The 17,137-nt window shown below is 50.1% G+C and carries 15 protein-coding genes; all 15 read left to right on the top strand.

Going from position 1 to position 17,137, the window contains the following annotated elements:
- The first annotated feature begins 35 nt into the window (after positions 1-35).
- The 15 genes from NSJP_RS18595 to NSJP_RS18525 all read left to right on the top strand — a co-directional run bounded on the left by NSJP_RS18595 (position 36) and on the right by NSJP_RS18525 (position 17,120).
- Complete coding sequence (locus NSJP_RS18595) at positions 36-677, top strand: polysaccharide biosynthesis/export family protein (protein ID WP_080888362.1); 642 nt, start codon at positions 36-38, stop codon at positions 675-677.
- Entirely contained in the window at positions 658-2,214 is a 1,557-nt protein-coding gene (locus NSJP_RS18590; protein WP_080888361.1) for a hypothetical protein, read from the top strand. The genes NSJP_RS18595 and NSJP_RS18590 overlap by 20 nt, the downstream gene beginning before the upstream one ends.
- 93 nt (positions 2,215-2,307) lie before the next feature.
- A complete protein-coding gene (locus NSJP_RS18585) occupies positions 2,308-4,518 on the top strand; it encodes a polysaccharide biosynthesis tyrosine autokinase (RefSeq protein WP_172834472.1) in 2,211 nt (736 codons plus the stop codon).
- Positions 4,490-5,563, top strand: coding sequence for a TIGR03013 family XrtA/PEP-CTERM system glycosyltransferase (locus NSJP_RS18580; protein ID WP_172834471.1), 1,074 nt, complete (start codon positions 4,490-4,492; stop codon positions 5,561-5,563). Before NSJP_RS18585 ends, NSJP_RS18580 begins: the two co-directional genes overlap by 29 nt.
- The gene (locus NSJP_RS18575) at positions 5,560-6,450 is read left to right on the top strand and encodes an XrtA system polysaccharide deacetylase (RefSeq protein WP_080888358.1); all 891 of its coding nucleotides are present in this window, start codon (positions 5,560-5,562) and stop codon (positions 6,448-6,450) included. The genes NSJP_RS18580 and NSJP_RS18575 overlap by 4 nt, the downstream gene beginning before the upstream one ends.
- Positions 6,451-6,559: 109 nt before the next feature.
- On the top strand, positions 6,560-7,438 hold the full coding sequence (locus NSJP_RS18570) for an ABC transporter permease (protein WP_080888357.1): 879 nt from the start codon (positions 6,560-6,562) through the stop codon (positions 7,436-7,438).
- Positions 7,438-8,727 carry an ABC transporter ATP-binding protein gene (locus NSJP_RS18565; protein WP_080888356.1) on the top strand — a complete coding sequence of 430 codons (1,290 nt, stop codon included), beginning with the start codon at positions 7,438-7,440 and terminating at the stop codon, positions 8,725-8,727. The genes NSJP_RS18570 and NSJP_RS18565 overlap by 1 nt, the downstream gene beginning before the upstream one ends.
- A 153-nt stretch (positions 8,728-8,880) precedes the next feature.
- Entirely contained in the window at positions 8,881-9,654 is a 774-nt protein-coding gene (rfbF, locus tag NSJP_RS18560; RefSeq protein ID WP_080888355.1) for a glucose-1-phosphate cytidylyltransferase, read from the top strand.
- 3 nt (positions 9,655-9,657) lie between these two features.
- Complete coding sequence (gene lhgO / locus NSJP_RS18555; RefSeq protein ID WP_080888354.1) at positions 9,658-10,854, top strand: L-2-hydroxyglutarate oxidase; 1,197 nt, start codon at positions 9,658-9,660, stop codon at positions 10,852-10,854.
- 10 nt (positions 10,855-10,864) lie between these two features.
- On the top strand, positions 10,865-11,923 hold the full coding sequence (locus NSJP_RS18550) for an NAD-dependent epimerase/dehydratase family protein (protein WP_080888353.1): 1,059 nt from the start codon (positions 10,865-10,867) through the stop codon (positions 11,921-11,923).
- 55 nt (positions 11,924-11,978) lie between these two features.
- Positions 11,979-13,214: a class I SAM-dependent methyltransferase gene (locus NSJP_RS18545; protein ID WP_080888352.1), complete on the top strand. Its 1,236-nt coding sequence runs from the start codon at positions 11,979-11,981 to the stop codon at positions 13,212-13,214.
- Positions 13,211-13,741 (top strand): dTDP-4-dehydrorhamnose 3,5-epimerase, encoded by a 531-nt coding sequence (gene rfbC, locus NSJP_RS20245; protein WP_080888351.1) that lies wholly within the window; start codon positions 13,211-13,213, stop codon positions 13,739-13,741. The genes NSJP_RS18545 and rfbC overlap by 4 nt, the downstream gene beginning before the upstream one ends.
- Positions 13,742-13,766: 25 nt before the next feature.
- On the top strand, positions 13,767-15,074 hold the full coding sequence (locus NSJP_RS18535; protein ID WP_080888350.1) for a DUF4910 domain-containing protein: 1,308 nt from the start codon (positions 13,767-13,769) through the stop codon (positions 15,072-15,074).
- 48 nt (positions 15,075-15,122) lie between these two features.
- Positions 15,123-16,151 (top strand): ATP-grasp fold amidoligase family protein, encoded by a 1,029-nt coding sequence (locus NSJP_RS18530; RefSeq protein ID WP_080888349.1) that lies wholly within the window; start codon positions 15,123-15,125, stop codon positions 16,149-16,151.
- A 36-nt stretch (positions 16,152-16,187) separates the two neighbouring features.
- Positions 16,188-17,120, top strand: coding sequence for a phytanoyl-CoA dioxygenase family protein (locus tag NSJP_RS18525; protein WP_080888348.1), 933 nt, complete (start codon positions 16,188-16,190; stop codon positions 17,118-17,120).
- The last annotated feature ends 17 nt before the right edge of the window (positions 17,121-17,137 follow it).

The following is a 17,137-nucleotide window of genomic DNA, read 5'->3' as shown; positions in this document are numbered from 1 at the left end:
TGTACATATAGAAATTCTGGTCTCATGGAGCCAACATGGGCGTAGTGAAAAGCATTTTCAGTGGTAAACGTAACGGCAAAGGGCGTCTTATTGCAGGGCTTCTCGTACTGTTGCTGCAATATTCGATGGTGGGTTGTCAGTCGCAAGATATGCAATATCGCGGCTCCTCTGTGCCTCCCACCGAATTTCTTATTGGCCCGGAAGATGTATTGGTCGTCACTGTTTGGAGGAATCAGGACCTCTCCAAAGAGGTTATTGTCAGGCCCGATGGGAAAATTTCTCTTCCTCTCATCGGCGATATAACAGCGGCCGGTCTTACCGCACAGGATTTGTCAAAGCAGGTCGCGGACAAGCTCGCGGAATACATGTCGACGCCGACCGTGTCAGTGCAGGTTAAAGAAATCAATAGTTACCATGTGTTCGTTGTCGGTGAAGTCGCTAAGCCTGGCAAGTACGTACTGAAGTCTTTTGCGAGTGTGCTTCAAGGAATCTCATACGCCGGAGGGTTCACGACCTTCGCATCCAGAAATAATGTGCATGTTCTCAGAATGGTCAAGAACGGACAGGGGGAAACGAAGCAGGTCATGATTCCGGTTCCTTATCAAGATATTGTCCAAGGCAGAAACCTGGAGGCAAATATCGTCCTGAAGGCTGGTGATGTCATTGTTGTACCGTGATTCCGGCCTAACTGGACAATGGGCTCTCTTCACCTTCATCATGCTTGCAACCCTCGGCTGGTTCATGAACATGAGTGCGTTTGCACAGACACGTATTATTCCAACCGTGTCGGTCACTGAGACTTATGATTCAAATGTCTTTTATACCCCCAAGTCGCTATTGCAGCCAGGCACTCAACCTGAAGATTTCATCACGCAGATTACGCCTCAGATCAACGTGGCGCAATTAGGATCGCGTGTGCGAAGTAGTTTTGCGGTCGGAGGCATCGTTTCGATGTACGCGCACAACAGCAATCTCAATTATACGGGACTCAATGCTACTGGACGTCTTGACCTCAAGAACTACGCAGACAGAATTTCCCAACGCATCGTCTCCTTCGGCCTTTTTGGAACATATCAATTCACCCCGTCCGTGACCTCCTTTGGAGCGACGGGAGGAGGTATCGGCGCCGGAGCAGGAGCGACGACGATAACCTCTCCGCTGAACGTCGGACAAGTCACGAACCGCGTGTACACACACAACCTGAATTTTGGAGTAAATGCCGGATACTTGCTGACGCGTACCACAACTGTAAGTGGCAGCTATAACTATTCCAAGATCCACTTCAGTGGCCAGTCCGGAGGAGTTGAGAATCAGCTTTTCGATACAGACGGCCATCAGGCCACAATGACCATTGCGAACCAATTGTCGCTCCGGGATACAGTGGGAACCACTGCGCGGATGTCCCATTTCGATCAACAAGGCAATACCGGGGGGTCGAGCTCCTTCACTACCTTCAATGGAACGTTGAATTGGGATCGAAAATGGACCCCAACGCTGAGCACGACGCTGATGGGTGGTGGTGTCATGACTATGCCTATCGATTCGACGGGTGCTGGGCAAAGGGTTCCATTGCAAGTAGCTCCTGCCATCACTGCTAATTTAAACTACGTAACATTTTCTGAGGGACTTAGAGCTGCTGGTGCAGCCGCCCCTGCGCCGTTCGATGGCTTGCCTGCTTTGGAAGGGACATTGATGCCTGGTGGGATCATGCCACCCGGTCAGTTCGGAACCAGGCTGAGTTACAACTACAACGTCTATCCCAGTTTCGTTATTGGATCTGGCCCAATGAAAACACACATTGCTGGGGCAAATATCACCGGTGGAATTACTTCCAAACTTTCGGGTCAGCTAGGCCTTAACTATTCGCATGGTTCAACCAGTGATCCCCAATCAACATTCGATTCAGTAAATGCGAGTGTTGGGGCCAGTTACTTAATCGGTCCAGTGCTTGCCAATTTGACCTACAGATGGATGTATTTTTCTAATATGAATGAACAGCCAACTGGAATTGAAGATCAATATGCATTTTCAAAGAAGATGGTGATGTTAACGCTTTCCTACGCGTTTACCAATCAATCTTTCTTCCGCATGGGGGGGCTGGGGTCATTCGGAACCTCTGGAACGGCCGCTCCCGCTGAAGGTGGGACTCCTTCAGATGCAGGACCTGGGGCGATTCCGTCCGGTGGTGGGACCCTACTGGGGCCTGGAAAGTAACAGAATAAGGAGCATCGCGAAGACGTGTACACAGGTCTCAATACTCCTGAGGACTATCTCAGAGTCGTAAATAATCATAAATGGATGATCATCGTGGCCGTCGTGGTGTCCACGGGGCTCTCCTGGGGACTCTATGAATGGTTGCCAAAGAGTTATCGGTCCAGTGTCTTAGTCCAATTCGAAGAACAAAAAGTACGCTATGTTCAAAGTGTCGATGAACCCGCAGGAGACAAGCCTGAGTTTGTCATGGCCAATCGAGTCGGTGCGATGAGTGAATGGCTGTATAAGCAAGAATTGTTAATGCAGGTGGCTCAAGAATTCCACCTCTACGGCTATGAAAAGGAAGGGTCGACTCGAGAATACGATGACTATATCGCCTCAAGGATGCGTAAGGAAGTCAAGTTTGACGTGAAAGAAGCTCCTTTTGTACGGGTGTCCTTCGCCGACTCTAGTCCGGAGATGGCAAGGGACGTAATAGCCAGACTGTCGGGCCTTTTCGTGAAAGAACACAGTGAAAGTCGTGCCGTCATTGCGGAAAGTTCATCGGAGTTCTTGCAGCACGAGTTAGATGTCCTGAAAAAAAAATTAGAGGTGAAGGAGAAGGCGCTCGCCGAATTCAAACAATCCCACCTGGGACAGCTTCCCGAACAGCTCAATTCTAATATGCACGCGATTGATCGCCTGGAAACTGAATTGGCTGCGCAGCAGGAGGTGGAGAAAACGGTCAGCTTGCGTCTGGATTCTGTGGACAAGGCAATTAGAGAGTATGAGGATCCTGCCAGCGATGTAGGGCCTCAGCGCGCCACGAAAGACCCGCGTCTGTCGCGGATCAAGCAGTTGGAACGAAATCTAGCCGCACTGCAATCCACATATAAAGAGTCATATCCTGATGTTGCGAGCGTCCGCAATGAGATCAAAAAATTGCAGGCGATGAGCACCGAAGATTACATTGAGCTCTATATAGATCAAGAGCCTGCCATTGATAGTGACACCGGCGTCAAGCGCAAACGCAAGGCCATTGATCCGTATAAGACGGAATTGACGAAGCAGCGCGAAGACATCCTGAGGGAGTTGGAACTGGTTCGGCTTCGACAATCTCGTATCAAGGCTGAGATCCGAAAATATGAGGCTAGGATTGAGGGTACGACAGTAAACCAGCAAGAATTGATGTCGATACAGCGTGACTATGAAAATTTGCAGAAAAACTACCAATCGATTCTCGAAAAGAAAATGACGATCGGTATGGCTAGTGATTTGGAGCAGAAGAGTCAGGGGACCAAGCTGCGCATCGTTCAGCAAGCCGGTTTGCCCAATCTGCCTGAGAAACCGAATATCTACTTCATCCTGTTTGGAGGTTTCGGTTTTGGATGTGCGGTAGGTTTTGGCTCAGCCTTTGGGATAGAACTGTTGCGGCGAGGCTTTGTGTCTGCGGAAGAGGTGGAACTGACTCTCGGGCTTCCGGTTCTTGCGGCTATTTCTCAGTTTGAGTCGGCTTGGCCCGGATCCGCCAAGGGATCGGTGGAACCGGTCGCGCGAAAACCACGGCTGCTGTCCTTGCCGGGCCTCAATCGGGAGGATTCAACAACGTCCGGTGCTATGCAGGTCGCCGTTGGACCGGAGCTTGTGGCTATGTGGTATCCGAGGTCGGCTGTTGCCGAGCAATATCGCGTGGCTGCTACCAGACTTGGTCTAATGGTCGATAAACAAAAAAGCACGGTGGTGTGTATATCGAGTGCTTTGATGGGGGAAGGGAAAACCTCTACGGCACTGAATCTGGCTCATGTTCTTTCAAGAGACTTGAATAGGAAGACAGTACTTCTGGACTGTGACCTGAAAAGACCAATGGTGCATGCCTATGCAGGCTTAGAGTTGGCAGCGGGAGTAGCTGAAGTGCTACTTGGACACAAGACATTGGAGGAGTGCTTAGAATACCATGAGCAATTGGGGGTTTGGATTCTGCCGGCCGGAATCGAGCAGTCTGGAACTGCTGCTCTGACTCATGCTGACCGACTCTCCGAACTCATTGCCAGTTTGAGAGAGCGATTCGACTATGTCGTTGTGGATTCTCCGCCCTTACTCCCCGTCGCAGAGGCCATGCTCATAGTTAGGTCCGCGGATGTGGTGGCCCATGTCGTTAGGGCTCGAGCCACTTCCCGCGACGTGGTGAGTAGCGCAATCAAGATGATTGGGCAGGAAAGAGCGGTTGCGGTCATCTTGAATGGAGTTGAAGCGCAGGATGCACCGTACTCCTATTACAACTACAGCAGTAGGGTTTATGAGTCTAATCGTAAGCAGCTCAGATAGATCAGGATCGCAGAGGGTTCGGCCCTTCGTCGACGAGCGTGCACCGAAGGCGATTTTTCGCGTACCCGGCGCCAAGCGAAGAATACTCATTCTTGGAACCGGGCCACTTGCCCGCGACCTTTCGCAGATCCTGCTTTCTCGAAGAAGGATGTTCACAGACGTGGTGGGAATGCTGGCGAAAGATGATGCGCAAATGCTCGAAGGCTCGAGAGAACAAACGGTAATCGGTGTAATGGATCAGCTCGTCGATGTCGTCGAGCGTCACCGGGTGGATACGATTGCCGTTTGTCTAGAAGATCGACGGGCAATACTTCCCCTCAAAGAGTTGCTCGATTTGAAGGGGATGGGAATTGATGTATTTGACGGACATCATTTGTATGAAGAAGAGTCGGGCCGGATTCCGATAGACGAGCTTAAGCCTAGTGCTATCATTTTTTCCACAGGTTTTCGCGCTGGCTTTATCGTGAAAACGCTCAAGCGGTTTATCGATGTGTGTCTATCATTTGTAGGGCTCGCGGCCCTCCTGCCGGTAATGGTTCTGGTTGGAATCATCATTCGGCTAGATTCGCCTGGTCCGGTATTTTATCGCCAGGTGAGAGTTGGTCTTCGCGCTCAACCATATATGATCTGGAAGTTTCGCTCGATGTTTATCGATGCCGAAAAGGGTGGCGCACGTTGGACAACTGAAAAGGATCCGCGTGTGTCAAGAGTGGGTCGATACTTGAGGAAATGGAGGCTTGATGAGATTCCGCAGCTCATCAATGTGCTCAAAGGGGAAATGAGTCTTGTTGGTCCTCGTCCGGAACGTCCGGTGTTTGTTCAGGAACTCCGGTCGGTCATTCCTTATTATGATATTCGTCACGCCGTAAGGCCTGGAATTACGGGGTGGGCTCAGACCCAGTTCCGCTATGGCGCCTCTGTTGAAGATTCCCATGTCAAACTCCAATATGATTTGTACTATGTGAAGCACCTGTCACTCCGATTGGATTTTCGTATCTTGATCGAAACCGTCCGAGTGATTAGTTTGGGTGAAGGGGCTCGATGAATTCCGCAAAATCCGCACTCCATCACGGTCTGTCGTTCGACGTGGAAGAGCATTTCCAGGTATCCGCATTTTGGTCTGAGAACAGAAGGCAACAATGGGATTCTCTTGAGAGTCGTGTTGAAAACAATACGCGCAGGATCGCCGATATATTGGCAGCTCATGATATGAAGGCGACATTCTTTGTGCTTGGTTGGGTGGCGGAGCGCCATCCGGAATTGATCAGATCACTTTCTCTGGAAGGTCATGAGATCGCTTCTCATGGCTACTCACATGAATTGGTGACTACGCAAACGCCTGAAAGCTTCAGGGCCGATATTCGGAAGGCGAAGCAGATACTGGAGAATGCTATTGGAAAGCCTATATTAGGCTACCGAGCCCCGAGTTTTTCAATTACAAATGAAACGCGATGGGCCTTGGAAATTCTTGTGGAAGAGGGCTATGTATATGACTCTAGTGTCTTCCCGATCGTTCACGATAGATACGGGATGCCTGGCGCAGAACCACATTGCCACCGGTTAGCGACAAAAGCCGGTTTTCTGTGGGAAGTTCCCCCTTCCACGATTGAAGTATTCGGTCTCCGATGGCCGGTTGCTGGTGGCGGCTACTTCCGTCTGATACCGTACATAATTCTGCGCCGCTTTCTCAAAAGAATCGAGCGTGCGAGACAGCCGCTGGTTATGTACCTTCATCCCTGGGAGCTTGACCCAGCCCAACCTCGCATGGAAGGTTCTTTGCTGTCGAGATTTCGCCACTACAACAATCTTCATAAGACAGAACCGAGGCTTGTGTCCCTGCTAAGCGAGTTCCGTTTTGGCCCGATTCAGAGGCTTATTGAAGGTATGGAGCATTCTCATCGAGAATCACTCCAAAGCGCGGTTTGTGGCTAAAATCTTTTCCTCGCGCGCTGTCCATCCCGTCTCGCAAATTTGAGACCAATACTCCATGTGCTTTCTTTACTCGGCCTATCCCTATGCTAGACTCAGATAGGAAACTTCAATGACCGCAGCTAAAGACATCTTTGCTCCGACACCTACTCTGCAAGTGGACGTTGCAGGCGGCCACCGTATTCTCATTGAACCAACAAGCAGCCTTTTTCACTTAGACTTTGGCGCCATCTGGATGCATCGGGAGTTACTGCTATTCCTTGCATGGCGCGATGTGAAAGCTCGCTATGCACAAACGGCAATGGGGATTGGCTGGGCACTCGTGCAGCCATTACTTTCCATGGCGATTTTCACGGTTATCTTTAGCTACTGGGCGAAACTCCCGTCAGACGGGCTTCCATATCCTCTCTTCGCCTTTGCGGCATTACTTCCCTGGCTGTACTTCTCGCGAAGTCTTGATAAGAGTGCCGGAAGCTTGGTCGCGGAAGCCGGATTAATCAAAAAGGTGTATTTCCCTCGAGTAATCATTCCAATCTCTGCCACACTGGTTGGACTAGTGGATTTCTTCGTGGGGTTGGTGCTGTTGATCGGAATGATGATCTGGTATGGCGTTGTTCCAACATACGGGGTTTTGGCACTTCCCTTTCTACTCCTACTCGCACTTGCCTCTTCACTGGCCGTGTCACTGTGGCTGTCGGCCATCCATGTCAAATATCGAGACATTGGAGCCGTACTTCCTCTAATCATTCAGTTGTGGATGTATGCTTCTCCAGTCGTGTATTCGGTGAACATGGTGCCGGAAAAGTGGCGGCCGCTCTACAGTCTCAATCCGATGGTTGGAGTGATTGAAGGATTTCGTTGGGCTTTACTTGGAAAGGTAAGTCCCGATTTTCTTGCGATTGGCGTGAGTACAGGAGTAGTGATCATGCTTCTCTTGGGTGGTCTTTTATATTTCAAATGGATGGAGCGGACGTTCGCGGACGTAATCTAATGGGGAATGCAGCCATACGAGCGGAAGGTCTTTCGAAGCAGTATCGGATCGGGTCTACGCGCCGCCGGCACGATCGTCTGATTGATGCACTGGCCTATCGGGCTAGTAACCTTTTGGGAATCGGTGCCAGTTCCCAGCCTGACGACAATTTGATCTGGGCTCTGAAGGACGTCACGTTTGAAATCAACAAGGGTGATTCTGTCGGTATCATTGGGCGTAATGGATCCGGCAAGAGCACACTTTTGAAGATACTTTCACGAATCACAGAACCATCAAGCGGTCGTGCGGCAATGGAGGGGAGATTTTGCAGCCTTCTGGAAGTAGGAACCGGATTTCATCCTGAGCTAACGGGCCGGGACAATATTTACTTGAGCGGCGCGATCCTGGGAATGAAGAAGCGTGAGATCGATCGAAAATTTGACGAAATTGTCGCTTTTTCTGAGGTTGAGCGCTTCATAGACACGCCGGTCAAGCACTATTCGAGCGGTATGCATGTCCGCCTAGGCTTCTCTGTGATCGCACATATGGATCCGGAGATTCTGATAGTTGATGAAGTCATGGCTGTCGGCGACGGTCGGTTCCAACAGAAGTGTTTCGATAAAATGGCTGAAGCAGGAAAGTCCGGGCGAACAGTGCTTTTCGTGTCGCATGACATGTCGGCTGTTGCACGGTTGTGTAAGAAGGCAATACTACTTGAAAAAGGACGCCTGATTAACGAAGGCCCTGCGCACCAAGTTGTTGGGGAGTATCTGTATTCGGCTGGCAGCATCACCCCTTCGAAAGAGTGGGTAGACCCAGAATCTGCGCCAGGAAACGACACGATACGGTTTCGCTCACTTCGTGTTCGGACAGAGAATGAGTTCGTAAAGGATTCGGTCGACATTGGTGAGTCGATTGGCATCGCGCTGGAATTTGATGTCCTTCAACCCGGCCAGGTCTTGGTTCCGTGCTTTCTACTGCATACCGAAGAAGGAGTCGTCGTCTTCGAAACATATGATCGTGATCCGGCATGGATACGCCGTCCTCGGCCGATTGGTCGTTATGTCAGTACCGCATGGATTCCTGGGCATCTACTTACTGAAGGGACTCTGATCGTCAATTGCGCCGTTATTACCGAAGTTCCATTTCATGATCATTGTCATGTTCTAGATGCCGTTGCCTTTCATGTGCATGAAAGCGGAGTAGGGACTTCAGCAAGGGGAGACTATGCTGGAGATATACTTGGCGTCATCCGCCCACTGCTTAAGTGGACCACTTATCACAATCCTGCAGACAATGGGGAGTCCTGACTCATTTCGTGATAAAGCACTCGATTGGTGGAGCTGGAGGGTGTCGTAAATATTGGGTTGTCCAGCAGACGTAGTGAGACTTGGTGCGTCCTGCCTAGAATATTCGAGCTGTTCGGCTCATGACTCACTCCGCGAAATATTTGGAGGGTTTTAATGAAAGCAGTGATTCTTGCAGGCGGTTTGGGTACTCGATTATCTGAAGAGACGATTGTACGGCCGAAGCCAATGGTGGAGATCGGTGGCAAGCCGATCCTTTGGCATATTATGAAGATCTACTCGGCTCACAATATCACGGAGTTTGTCATTTGCTGTGGTTACAAGGGCTATATTATCAAGGAGTTCTTTGCGAACTATTTTCTTCATACCTCCGATGTAACTTTTGACGTCCAGTCCAACAAGATGGAATTTCATCGCAGCTCTGCTGAGCCATGGAAAGTAACACTAGTTGACACCGGTGATCATACGATGACAGGTGGGCGGATTAAGCGTGTGAGGGAATACATCGGAAACGAGACGTTTTGCTTAACTTATGGTGACGGTGTTTCCAATGTCAATCTCGGCAGACTCATCTCCTTTCACAAGGCACAGCGAACATTTGCGACGCTGACTGCAGTCCAGCCGCCTGGACGATTTGGTGCCTTTTCACTCCCGGACAAAGAAACCAAAATTCACAACTTTCGAGAAAAACTGAAGGGAGATGGTGCTTGGATTAACGGCGGGTTCTTTGTGCTGCAACCCGATGTCTTGGACTATATCCGTGGAGACTCAACTGTTTGGGAGGAAGAACCCATGAGACAGCTTGCTGATGAGGGAATGCTCTCAGCTTACAAGCACCACGGATACTGGCAGAATATGGATACCTTACGTGACAAGAGTGTGCTTGAAGATCAGTGGCAATCCGGCAAAGCGCCCTGGAAGGCATGGTAATCAGTGCATTCGGACTTCCTAGTCATCGGGGGGGGAGTGATAGGCCTAAACATCGCGCGTGGCCTGCGAAAGTTCTATCCTGATTCGTCGGTCCACCTCCTCGAAAAAGAGGCCGCATGTGGGTTGCATGCCAGTGGTAGAAACAGCGGAGTCCTCCACGCGGGATTCTACTACTCTCCAGAAAGTCTGAAGGCGCGACTGACATGGAGAGGCAATCGTCAGTTGACCGAGTATTGCGAGAGGAAAAATATTCCGCTCAACAAATGTGGGAAATTGGTTGTTGCTCGCAATGTTGAAGATCATGCGGGGCTTGATGAACTGTTGCGGAGGGGCCGAGCGAATGGGATTCCGCTGGAGGAAATATCCGAGAAGGAAGCGAAGTCTATTGAGCCCCGTGTGAAGACATGTGGACGTGCGTTGTTTTCACCTGCCACGGCCACAGTTGACCCTACCGAAGTCATGCAGGCCATGAAGAAGGACGCGACCGAGGAAGGAGTGCAGATTTGGTGTGGCGTCCGCTATCTCGGACGTGAACGTGGGAAAGTGAAGACCACCCAAGGTACGAGGGAGGCCGGATATGTCGTAAATGCGGCCGGTCTCTATGCTGACCGCATTGCACGCGATTACGGATTCTCTTCCAGATATCGAATCCTTCCATTCAAGGGGCTGTATCTCTATTCCAGTGAACCTCCAGGATCCATTCGCACAAACATCTATCCAGTTCCTGACCTCAAGAATCCATTCCTGGGTGTACATTTTACCGTGGGCGCAGGAGGAAAGGCCAAGATTGGTCCAACGGCGATTCCTGGATTCTGGCGGGAACAGTATGGATGGACGGAGAATTTTCACTTGAATGAGTTTCTCGAGGTAGCTGTCAGAGGGCTCGGTTTGTTGGTCAACTCAAATTTTGACTTCAAGTCTCTTGCAGTAAGAGAGTTGGCAAAGTATTCCAAGTCGAAGATGATTGCACTGGCAAGCCTTCTGGCGGAAGGAGTAAAGCCGGACCACTATCAGCAGTGGGGAAAGCCCGGCATTCGAGCCCAGTTGGTGGATATTGAGAAACGGAAACTGGAAATGGATTTTGTTTTGGAAGGTGACCGATCCTCCATGCACGTCTTGAACGCCGTTTCTCCAGCATTCACCTGTAGTATTCCGTTTTCTGAGCATGTGTGTGAACACATTCGGACGGTCCTGAATTGAAGGGAGCAGTATGAGGATTCTCGTGACAGGTAATATGGGTTACGTTGGACCATTGGTGGTACGCCGATTGCGGGAAGCCCATCCTGGTGCAGAACTCATCGGGTACGACGCGGGCTACTTCGCTCAATGCTTGACCGGTGCCAAGAGATTTCCCGAGAGTCTGGTGGATCTGCAGTACTTCGGCGACATTCGTAATATCTCCGATGACGTTGTGCGTGGCGTGAATGCAGTGGTTCATCTCTGTGCCATATCCAATGATCCAATGGGAGCACTCTTTGAGGGCGTCACGCTTGACATCAATCATCGAGCCAGCGTGAAGCTTGCCGAAAAGGCCAAGCGCGCGGGTGTGAAGTCATTCGTGTTTGCCTCCAGTTGCAGCGTGTATGGCTTTGCGGAAGGGGGACCTAGACAAGAGGAAGACGCGCTGAATCCATTAACGGCGTATGCCAAATCAAAAGTGTTCACGGAACGGGATCTTTCCGGATTGGCGTCTGACGGTTTTAGTGTTACATGTCTTCGGTTTGCGACGGCATGCGGCATGAGTGATCGTCTCCGGCTCGACCTGGTTTTGAATGATTTTGTCGCCGGAGCACTCGTCTCAAAACGGATCAACATTCTAAGCGATGGAACTCCGTGGCGTCCTCTCATCCATGTGAAGGATATGGCTCGGGCAATCGATTGGGCTGTGCAGCGGGACTATCGCGACGGTGGAACGTTTTTGACGGTTAATGTCGGAAGCGACGGATGGAACTATCAGGTTAAGGAGTTGGCAGCTGCAGTGGCCAATGTGGTGGAGAATGTAGAAGTCTTGATCAATAAGGACGCGCAACCGGATAAGCGATCCTATCGTGTAAGCTTCGCCAAATTTTCCAAGCTTGCGCAGGGATATCTTCCGAGCGTTGATCTTCCCGGCGCCGTGGTCGACATTCGGAACGGTCTCGCAGCAATGAAATTCCAGGATCAGGATTTTCGGACGGGCGAGTTCGTCCGCTTGGTAACGCTGCGAAAATTACGAGAAGGCGGACAGGTGACTGAAGATCTCCTTTGGAAAGAACGTGGTCGGGCTTGAGGGGCGTGTCAAGGCAGGGAAACAGTCAGTCGCGATAGAGAAAGAAGAGGCAGGCATGAAACAATCACTCTGTCGATCGTGCGGCGCAGCGATTGAACATACTTTCGTTGATTTGGGTATGTCACCACTCGCGAATTCCTATGTCAAGCCGGAACAACGAAATCGCATGGAGCCGTTCTATCCGTTGCACGTATATGTCTGTGCGAAATGCTGGTTGGTTCAACTGGAGCAGTTTACGAGTCCGCACGACATCTTTTCAGACTATGCCTATTTCTCATCTTTCTCGGATTCGTGGCTGGCGCATGCGAAGGCCTATGTGGAAATGATTGCTGCTCGGTTCAATCTCAATTCATGCTCGAAGGTGGTCGAAATCGCCAGCAATGATGGATATCTTTTGCAGAATTTTGTGGCACGTAAGATCCCCGTTCTAGGCGTGGAGCCCGCAGGAAACGTGGCAGAAGTGGCAAAGGGGAAAGGCATTAATACGAAAGTGGCCTTCTTTGGAGAGAAGACCGCGCTCGATCTCAAGTCCGAAGGTTGGACGGCCGATCTTATCATCGGCAACAACGTTCTTGCGCACGTGCCGGATCTCAACGATTTTGTGAAGGGATTGAAGATTCTCTTGAAGCCAACTGGTGCGGTGACGATGGAGTTTCCTCATCTCCTCCGATTGATGGATCAGAATCAGTTCGATACCATCTATCATGAACATTTTTCTTACTTTTCATTCCTGGCGGTTGAGCAGGTATTTGCGCGTCATGACTTAGCTCTTTTTGATGTAGAGGAATTGCCAACACATGGTGGGTCATTAAGGATCTACGGACGGCATAGCGAAGATGGCTCAAAGCCCACAACGGATAGGGCAAGGGAATTGAAAGCGCGAGAAGTGGCCGGAGGATTCAATCGCCTCAGTCACTATCTAACATTTGGACCCCAGGTTGAAGCGACCAAGAGAAAATTGCTCTCGTTTCTCATCGAGGCTCGGCAGGAGGGAAAAACCATTGCCGGCTATGGGGCCCCGGCCAAAGGAAACACCCTTCTGAATTATTGCGGTGTACGTACCGACCTTGTTGCATACACTGTAGACCGTAGTCCCCACAAACAAGGTCACTATCTTCCCGGGGTACGCATTCCCATTTATTCGCCAGATCAAATAAAACTCACGCGGCCTAATTATGTCCTCATTCTGCCGTGGAATCTTCGGGATGAGATCATGGAGCAGATGGCATTTGTTCGTGAATGGGGTGGTAAGTTTGTCGTGCCTATCCCAGAGGTAAAGGTTTATTCGTGATTTTCCACGAGACCATTCTTAAGGGCGCTTTTATTGTCGAGCCCGAAAGAAAAGAGGATGAGCGAGGTTTCTTCGCCAGAACATGGTCTACGGAAGAGTATTCTAAGCATGGATTGAACCCAAAAATTTCTCAATGCAGTGTCTCGTATAACAGCAGGAAAGGGACCTTGAGAGGGATGCACTATCAAGTTCCACCTCACGAGGAGGTGAAGTTGGTACGGTGCACCCGTGGTGCGATCTTTGACGTCGTCATTGATCTGCGGCCTGGTTCCAGCACTTATACGAGACATACCAGTGTCGTGCTCACGGAAGCCAATGGGCTCTTGCTCTATATCCCTGAGGGGGTGGCGCACGGCTATCAAACTCTCGAGGACGATTCTGAGGTGTTCTATCAGATATCTGAAACATTTCATCCGGAGAGTGCCCGAGGGGTGCGGTGGGACGATCCATGCTTCGATATTCCGTGGCCTGATGCCGACCGTATTATCTTACCTCGAGATAGACAGTACCCATTATTCACTCCCTAGTTGAGCCCAAAGGCAGACGGTGACGATGCGCCATATCCGCGATAGCGGGGAACATATTGGAGTGGGAAGAGCAATGCATGATGTGCTCTTGGACCTATTCCCAATATGCCGAAGCATCACTGGTGACGGGGTTCGTGCGACACTGCGAGCCCTTCAGAAGCGCATTCCTCTTACCATTCAGGAAGTGCCTAGCGGAACGCAGGTATTTGATTGGACTGTCCCATTGGAGTGGAATATTCATGATGCCTACATTAAGGATCTCAATGGACATCGCATCATAGATTTTCAGAAGTCGAATCTGCACGTGGTCAATTATAGTCATCCGATCAACCGCCGAATTAGTTTGGATGAGCTCAAGAACCATCTACATTCTCTCCCCGAGCATCCCACTTGGATTCCTTACCGCACCTCATACTATAAAGACAGCTGGGGATTTTGCCTCAGTCATAATGAATTGCAGAACCTCAAGGACGCTGAATACGATGTACGCATCGATGCATCTCTATCAAAAGGGTCCCTTTCATACGGAGAGTTTTTTGTGCCAGGACAAGTTAGAGATGAGGTGCTGTTCTCTACCCATGTTTGCCACCCTTCTTTGTGCAACGATAATTTGTCTGGAATTGTGGTGACGACGTTCCTGGCGGAATGGGTGTTATCTAAACCACGAAGATATTCCTATCGGTTTCTTTTTGTTCCGGGAACAATCGGGTCGATTACCTGGTTGAGTCAAAACAGAGGGCAGACTTCGCACATTAAGCACGGATTGGTCTTAACAGGGGTGGGAGACCCAGGACCCTTTACGTATAAGAGGAGTCGTCGAGGCGATTCGGAAATTGATCGAATAATGGCTAATCTTCTCCGTCATTCGGGTAGTCCGCATAACATTGTTGAGTTCATTCCCTATGGCTATGATGAGCGCCAGTATTGCTCGCCTGGATTCAATTTGCCTGTTGGCTGCTTTAGCCGTACTCCGCATAGTCAATATCCTGAGTATCATACATCTGGAGATAGTGTGGAATTTGTGAAGGCAGAATCACTCGAAGAATCATTGGAGCAGTGTCGGACAGCCGTGGAGACTCTCGAAAGAAACAGAGTGTATCTAAATAGAAATCCTCATTGCGAACCTCAGTTGGGGAAGCGTGGCCTATATCGTGGCATCGGAGGCCAGGCCGGTGAGAAATCAATGGAAATGGCGCTGCTGTGGGTCCTTAACCTTTCAGACGGCAGCCATTCCCTGTTGGAGATCGCCGAGCGGGCCGATATAAGGTTTGAGGTCTTAGCTGCGGCCGCAGAAAAGCTGATGGAGCATGCCTTGCTCAGTCCAGCACAATAGTCTCATTTATGGCAGATAGTTTTTATCAAGAATCAGGAACAAGAGACGATGAGCGAGGATGGGCAGCTGAGGTTACTGGTACGTGCTATCTTTCCGTCTTCGTGGCGAATGGCACTGTTCAGGAAGCGGCAACTGCTCGCTGAATGTCGCAGTGAATTCAAGCAACGACTTTCCGACCTTTTCCCCGATCGCTACATACAGGCCTCGCAGTTTAGGGAAAAGTTTGGGAGGGACCCAAACTTTGAAACGCCTGCGACGTTCAATGAAAAAATCCACTGGCTAATGTTGCATTATAGAATTCCAGAAATGACTCAACTCGCGGATAAGTATGGAGTTCGTCAGCATGTAGCGGCACGGGTTGGCGAGTGGCCGCTTAATGATCTGTATGGCGTCTGGGAAGATCCGGATGACGTAAATTTTGAGGAACTTCCTGATTCGTTTGTGCTTAAGGTAACGTCGGGATCCGGGCAAAATATTCTCTGTAAAGATAAGGCACTCTTGAACATTGCAGAGGCGAGATCTCAACTTAAGAAGTGGATGCAGGAGAACGAGTACTGGATTGGAAGAGAATGGGCCTATAAGAATATTAAACCAAGAGTTATCTGCGAGAAATTCTTGACAGATGACCAAGGACATATCCCGTCTGATTATAAGCTGTTCTGTTTCAAGGGGGAGCCACGATTCGTTCAGGTGGACACTGACCGATTTACCGACCACCGTCGTGATCTGTTCGATCTCGAATGGAAATTGCTTCCATTTCAATATTCGTATCCGACAAGTGCTATCCAGATAGCCAAACCTTACCACCTTGAAACCATGGTGGGTCTGGCAAGAGCGTTATCGGAGGGATTCCCATTCGTCAGAGTCGACTTCTATTCGATGCGAGAACGAGTCGTTTTCGGAGAAATGACATGGTATCCGGAGGGTGGCATGGGACTGTTCAATCCAGAGAAATATGATTTGGAGATAGGGAAGACACTCGTACTTCCTCGACCCGTTAACGCATCTCTCGCAAGCAGAATCTGGTCAAAATGGCACGGCGCACGCAAACTGTTGGGCAGTCCGCGGAGTTCATAGCCGCTATTAGGGCTGAAAAGGGGGCAAGAGGCGATCATGAATAACACCGTCTATTATGATCCGATGTTTTCAGATGACCGGCGCCGAGAGCTTCTCTTCGAAGGCCAGCTGTTTGTCTATTCTCCTCGTCCAAGCTCCTTGGCATTTGTCAATTTTGCCAGGAAACTGATTGAGGAGGCATTTGCTCCGCTAAATCCCGAACTGGCCCAGTATGAAATGTCCGTTGAGCAATACGCCGAGGTATTGATTAAGTTGAAGCCGGGTTTTATTCATCATCCCGAGTCAAAACGACTCATTCATAATTTGTTCAGAGAGATGGGATGTGACCTGGAGAAAACCTATTTTGATGTTCCGAAGATGCGCAGTTCAACCAGCGACAACTATCTGACCACCGGCATTGCCTATGCGTGGCATCCTCACCGCGACACGTGGTATTCCGCGCCGTCTTGCCAGATCAACTGGTGGATTCCGATTTATGGCATTCAAGCAGACAACGCCATGGCATTTCATCCTCGATATTGGAACCGACCGGTTAAGAACAGTTCCAAGGGATATAACTACTACCTCTGGAACCAGCAGAATCGCGGAGCCCATGTCGCAAGATTCCTAAAAGAAGACCCACGGCCATTGCCCAAATCAACTGAAGCGTTGGATCTGGATCCTCAGATCCGTCTCATTGTGCCCGCGGGCGGGATAATCATGTTTTCCGGTGCGCAAATGCATTCGAGCGTTCCAAATACATCCGGAAAGACGAGATTTAGTATAGATTTTAGGATCGTGCACGAAGACGATGTCAGGAAAAAGCAAGGTGCTCCATCCGTCGACGAAGAATGTACGGGAACGACCATGAGAGACTACTTGCGAGGGACTGATTTCTCGCATATTCCCGACAGCCTGATCGCATTGTATGATGACGGCAGCGGGATAGAAGGGGAACTGGTGTTCAATCCCTCCGAACCTGGTGCTTAAGCCGAGTGGTTAGACTC

The sequence above is a fragment of the Nitrospira japonica genome, from assembly GCF_900169565.1.
Classification (GTDB): domain Bacteria; phylum Nitrospirota; class Nitrospiria; order Nitrospirales; family Nitrospiraceae; genus Nitrospira_C; species Nitrospira_C japonica_A.
Note: the sequence above shows the minus strand (reverse complement) of the source record. Positions and strands in the feature narration are given on the sequence as shown.

Coding starts and splice junctions, on each gene's coding strand:
- NSJP_RS18595 (WP_080888362.1), top strand. CDS start 36: ATGGGCGTAGTGAAAAGCATTTTCAGTGGTAAACGTAACGGCAAAGGG.
- NSJP_RS18590 (WP_080888361.1), top strand. CDS start 658: ATGTCATTGTTGTACCGTGATTCCGGCCTAACTGGACAATGGGCTCTC.
- NSJP_RS18580 (WP_172834471.1), top strand. CDS start 4,490: ATGAGTCTAATCGTAAGCAGCTCAGATAGATCAGGATCGCAGAGGGTT.
- NSJP_RS18575 (WP_080888358.1), top strand. CDS start 5,560: ATGAATTCCGCAAAATCCGCACTCCATCACGGTCTGTCGTTCGACGTG.
- NSJP_RS18570 (WP_080888357.1), top strand. CDS start 6,560: ATGACCGCAGCTAAAGACATCTTTGCTCCGACACCTACTCTGCAAGTG.
- NSJP_RS18565 (WP_080888356.1), top strand. CDS start 7,438: ATGGGGAATGCAGCCATACGAGCGGAAGGTCTTTCGAAGCAGTATCGG.
- rfbF (WP_080888355.1), top strand. CDS start 8,881: ATGAAAGCAGTGATTCTTGCAGGCGGTTTGGGTACTCGATTATCTGAA.
- NSJP_RS18550 (WP_080888353.1), top strand. CDS start 10,865: ATGAGGATTCTCGTGACAGGTAATATGGGTTACGTTGGACCATTGGTG.
- NSJP_RS18545 (WP_080888352.1), top strand. CDS start 11,979: ATGAAACAATCACTCTGTCGATCGTGCGGCGCAGCGATTGAACATACT.
- NSJP_RS18535 (WP_080888350.1), top strand. CDS start 13,767: ATGCGCCATATCCGCGATAGCGGGGAACATATTGGAGTGGGAAGAGCA.
- NSJP_RS18530 (WP_080888349.1), top strand. CDS start 15,123: ATGAGCGAGGATGGGCAGCTGAGGTTACTGGTACGTGCTATCTTTCCG.
- NSJP_RS18525 (WP_080888348.1), top strand. CDS start 16,188: ATGAATAACACCGTCTATTATGATCCGATGTTTTCAGATGACCGGCGC.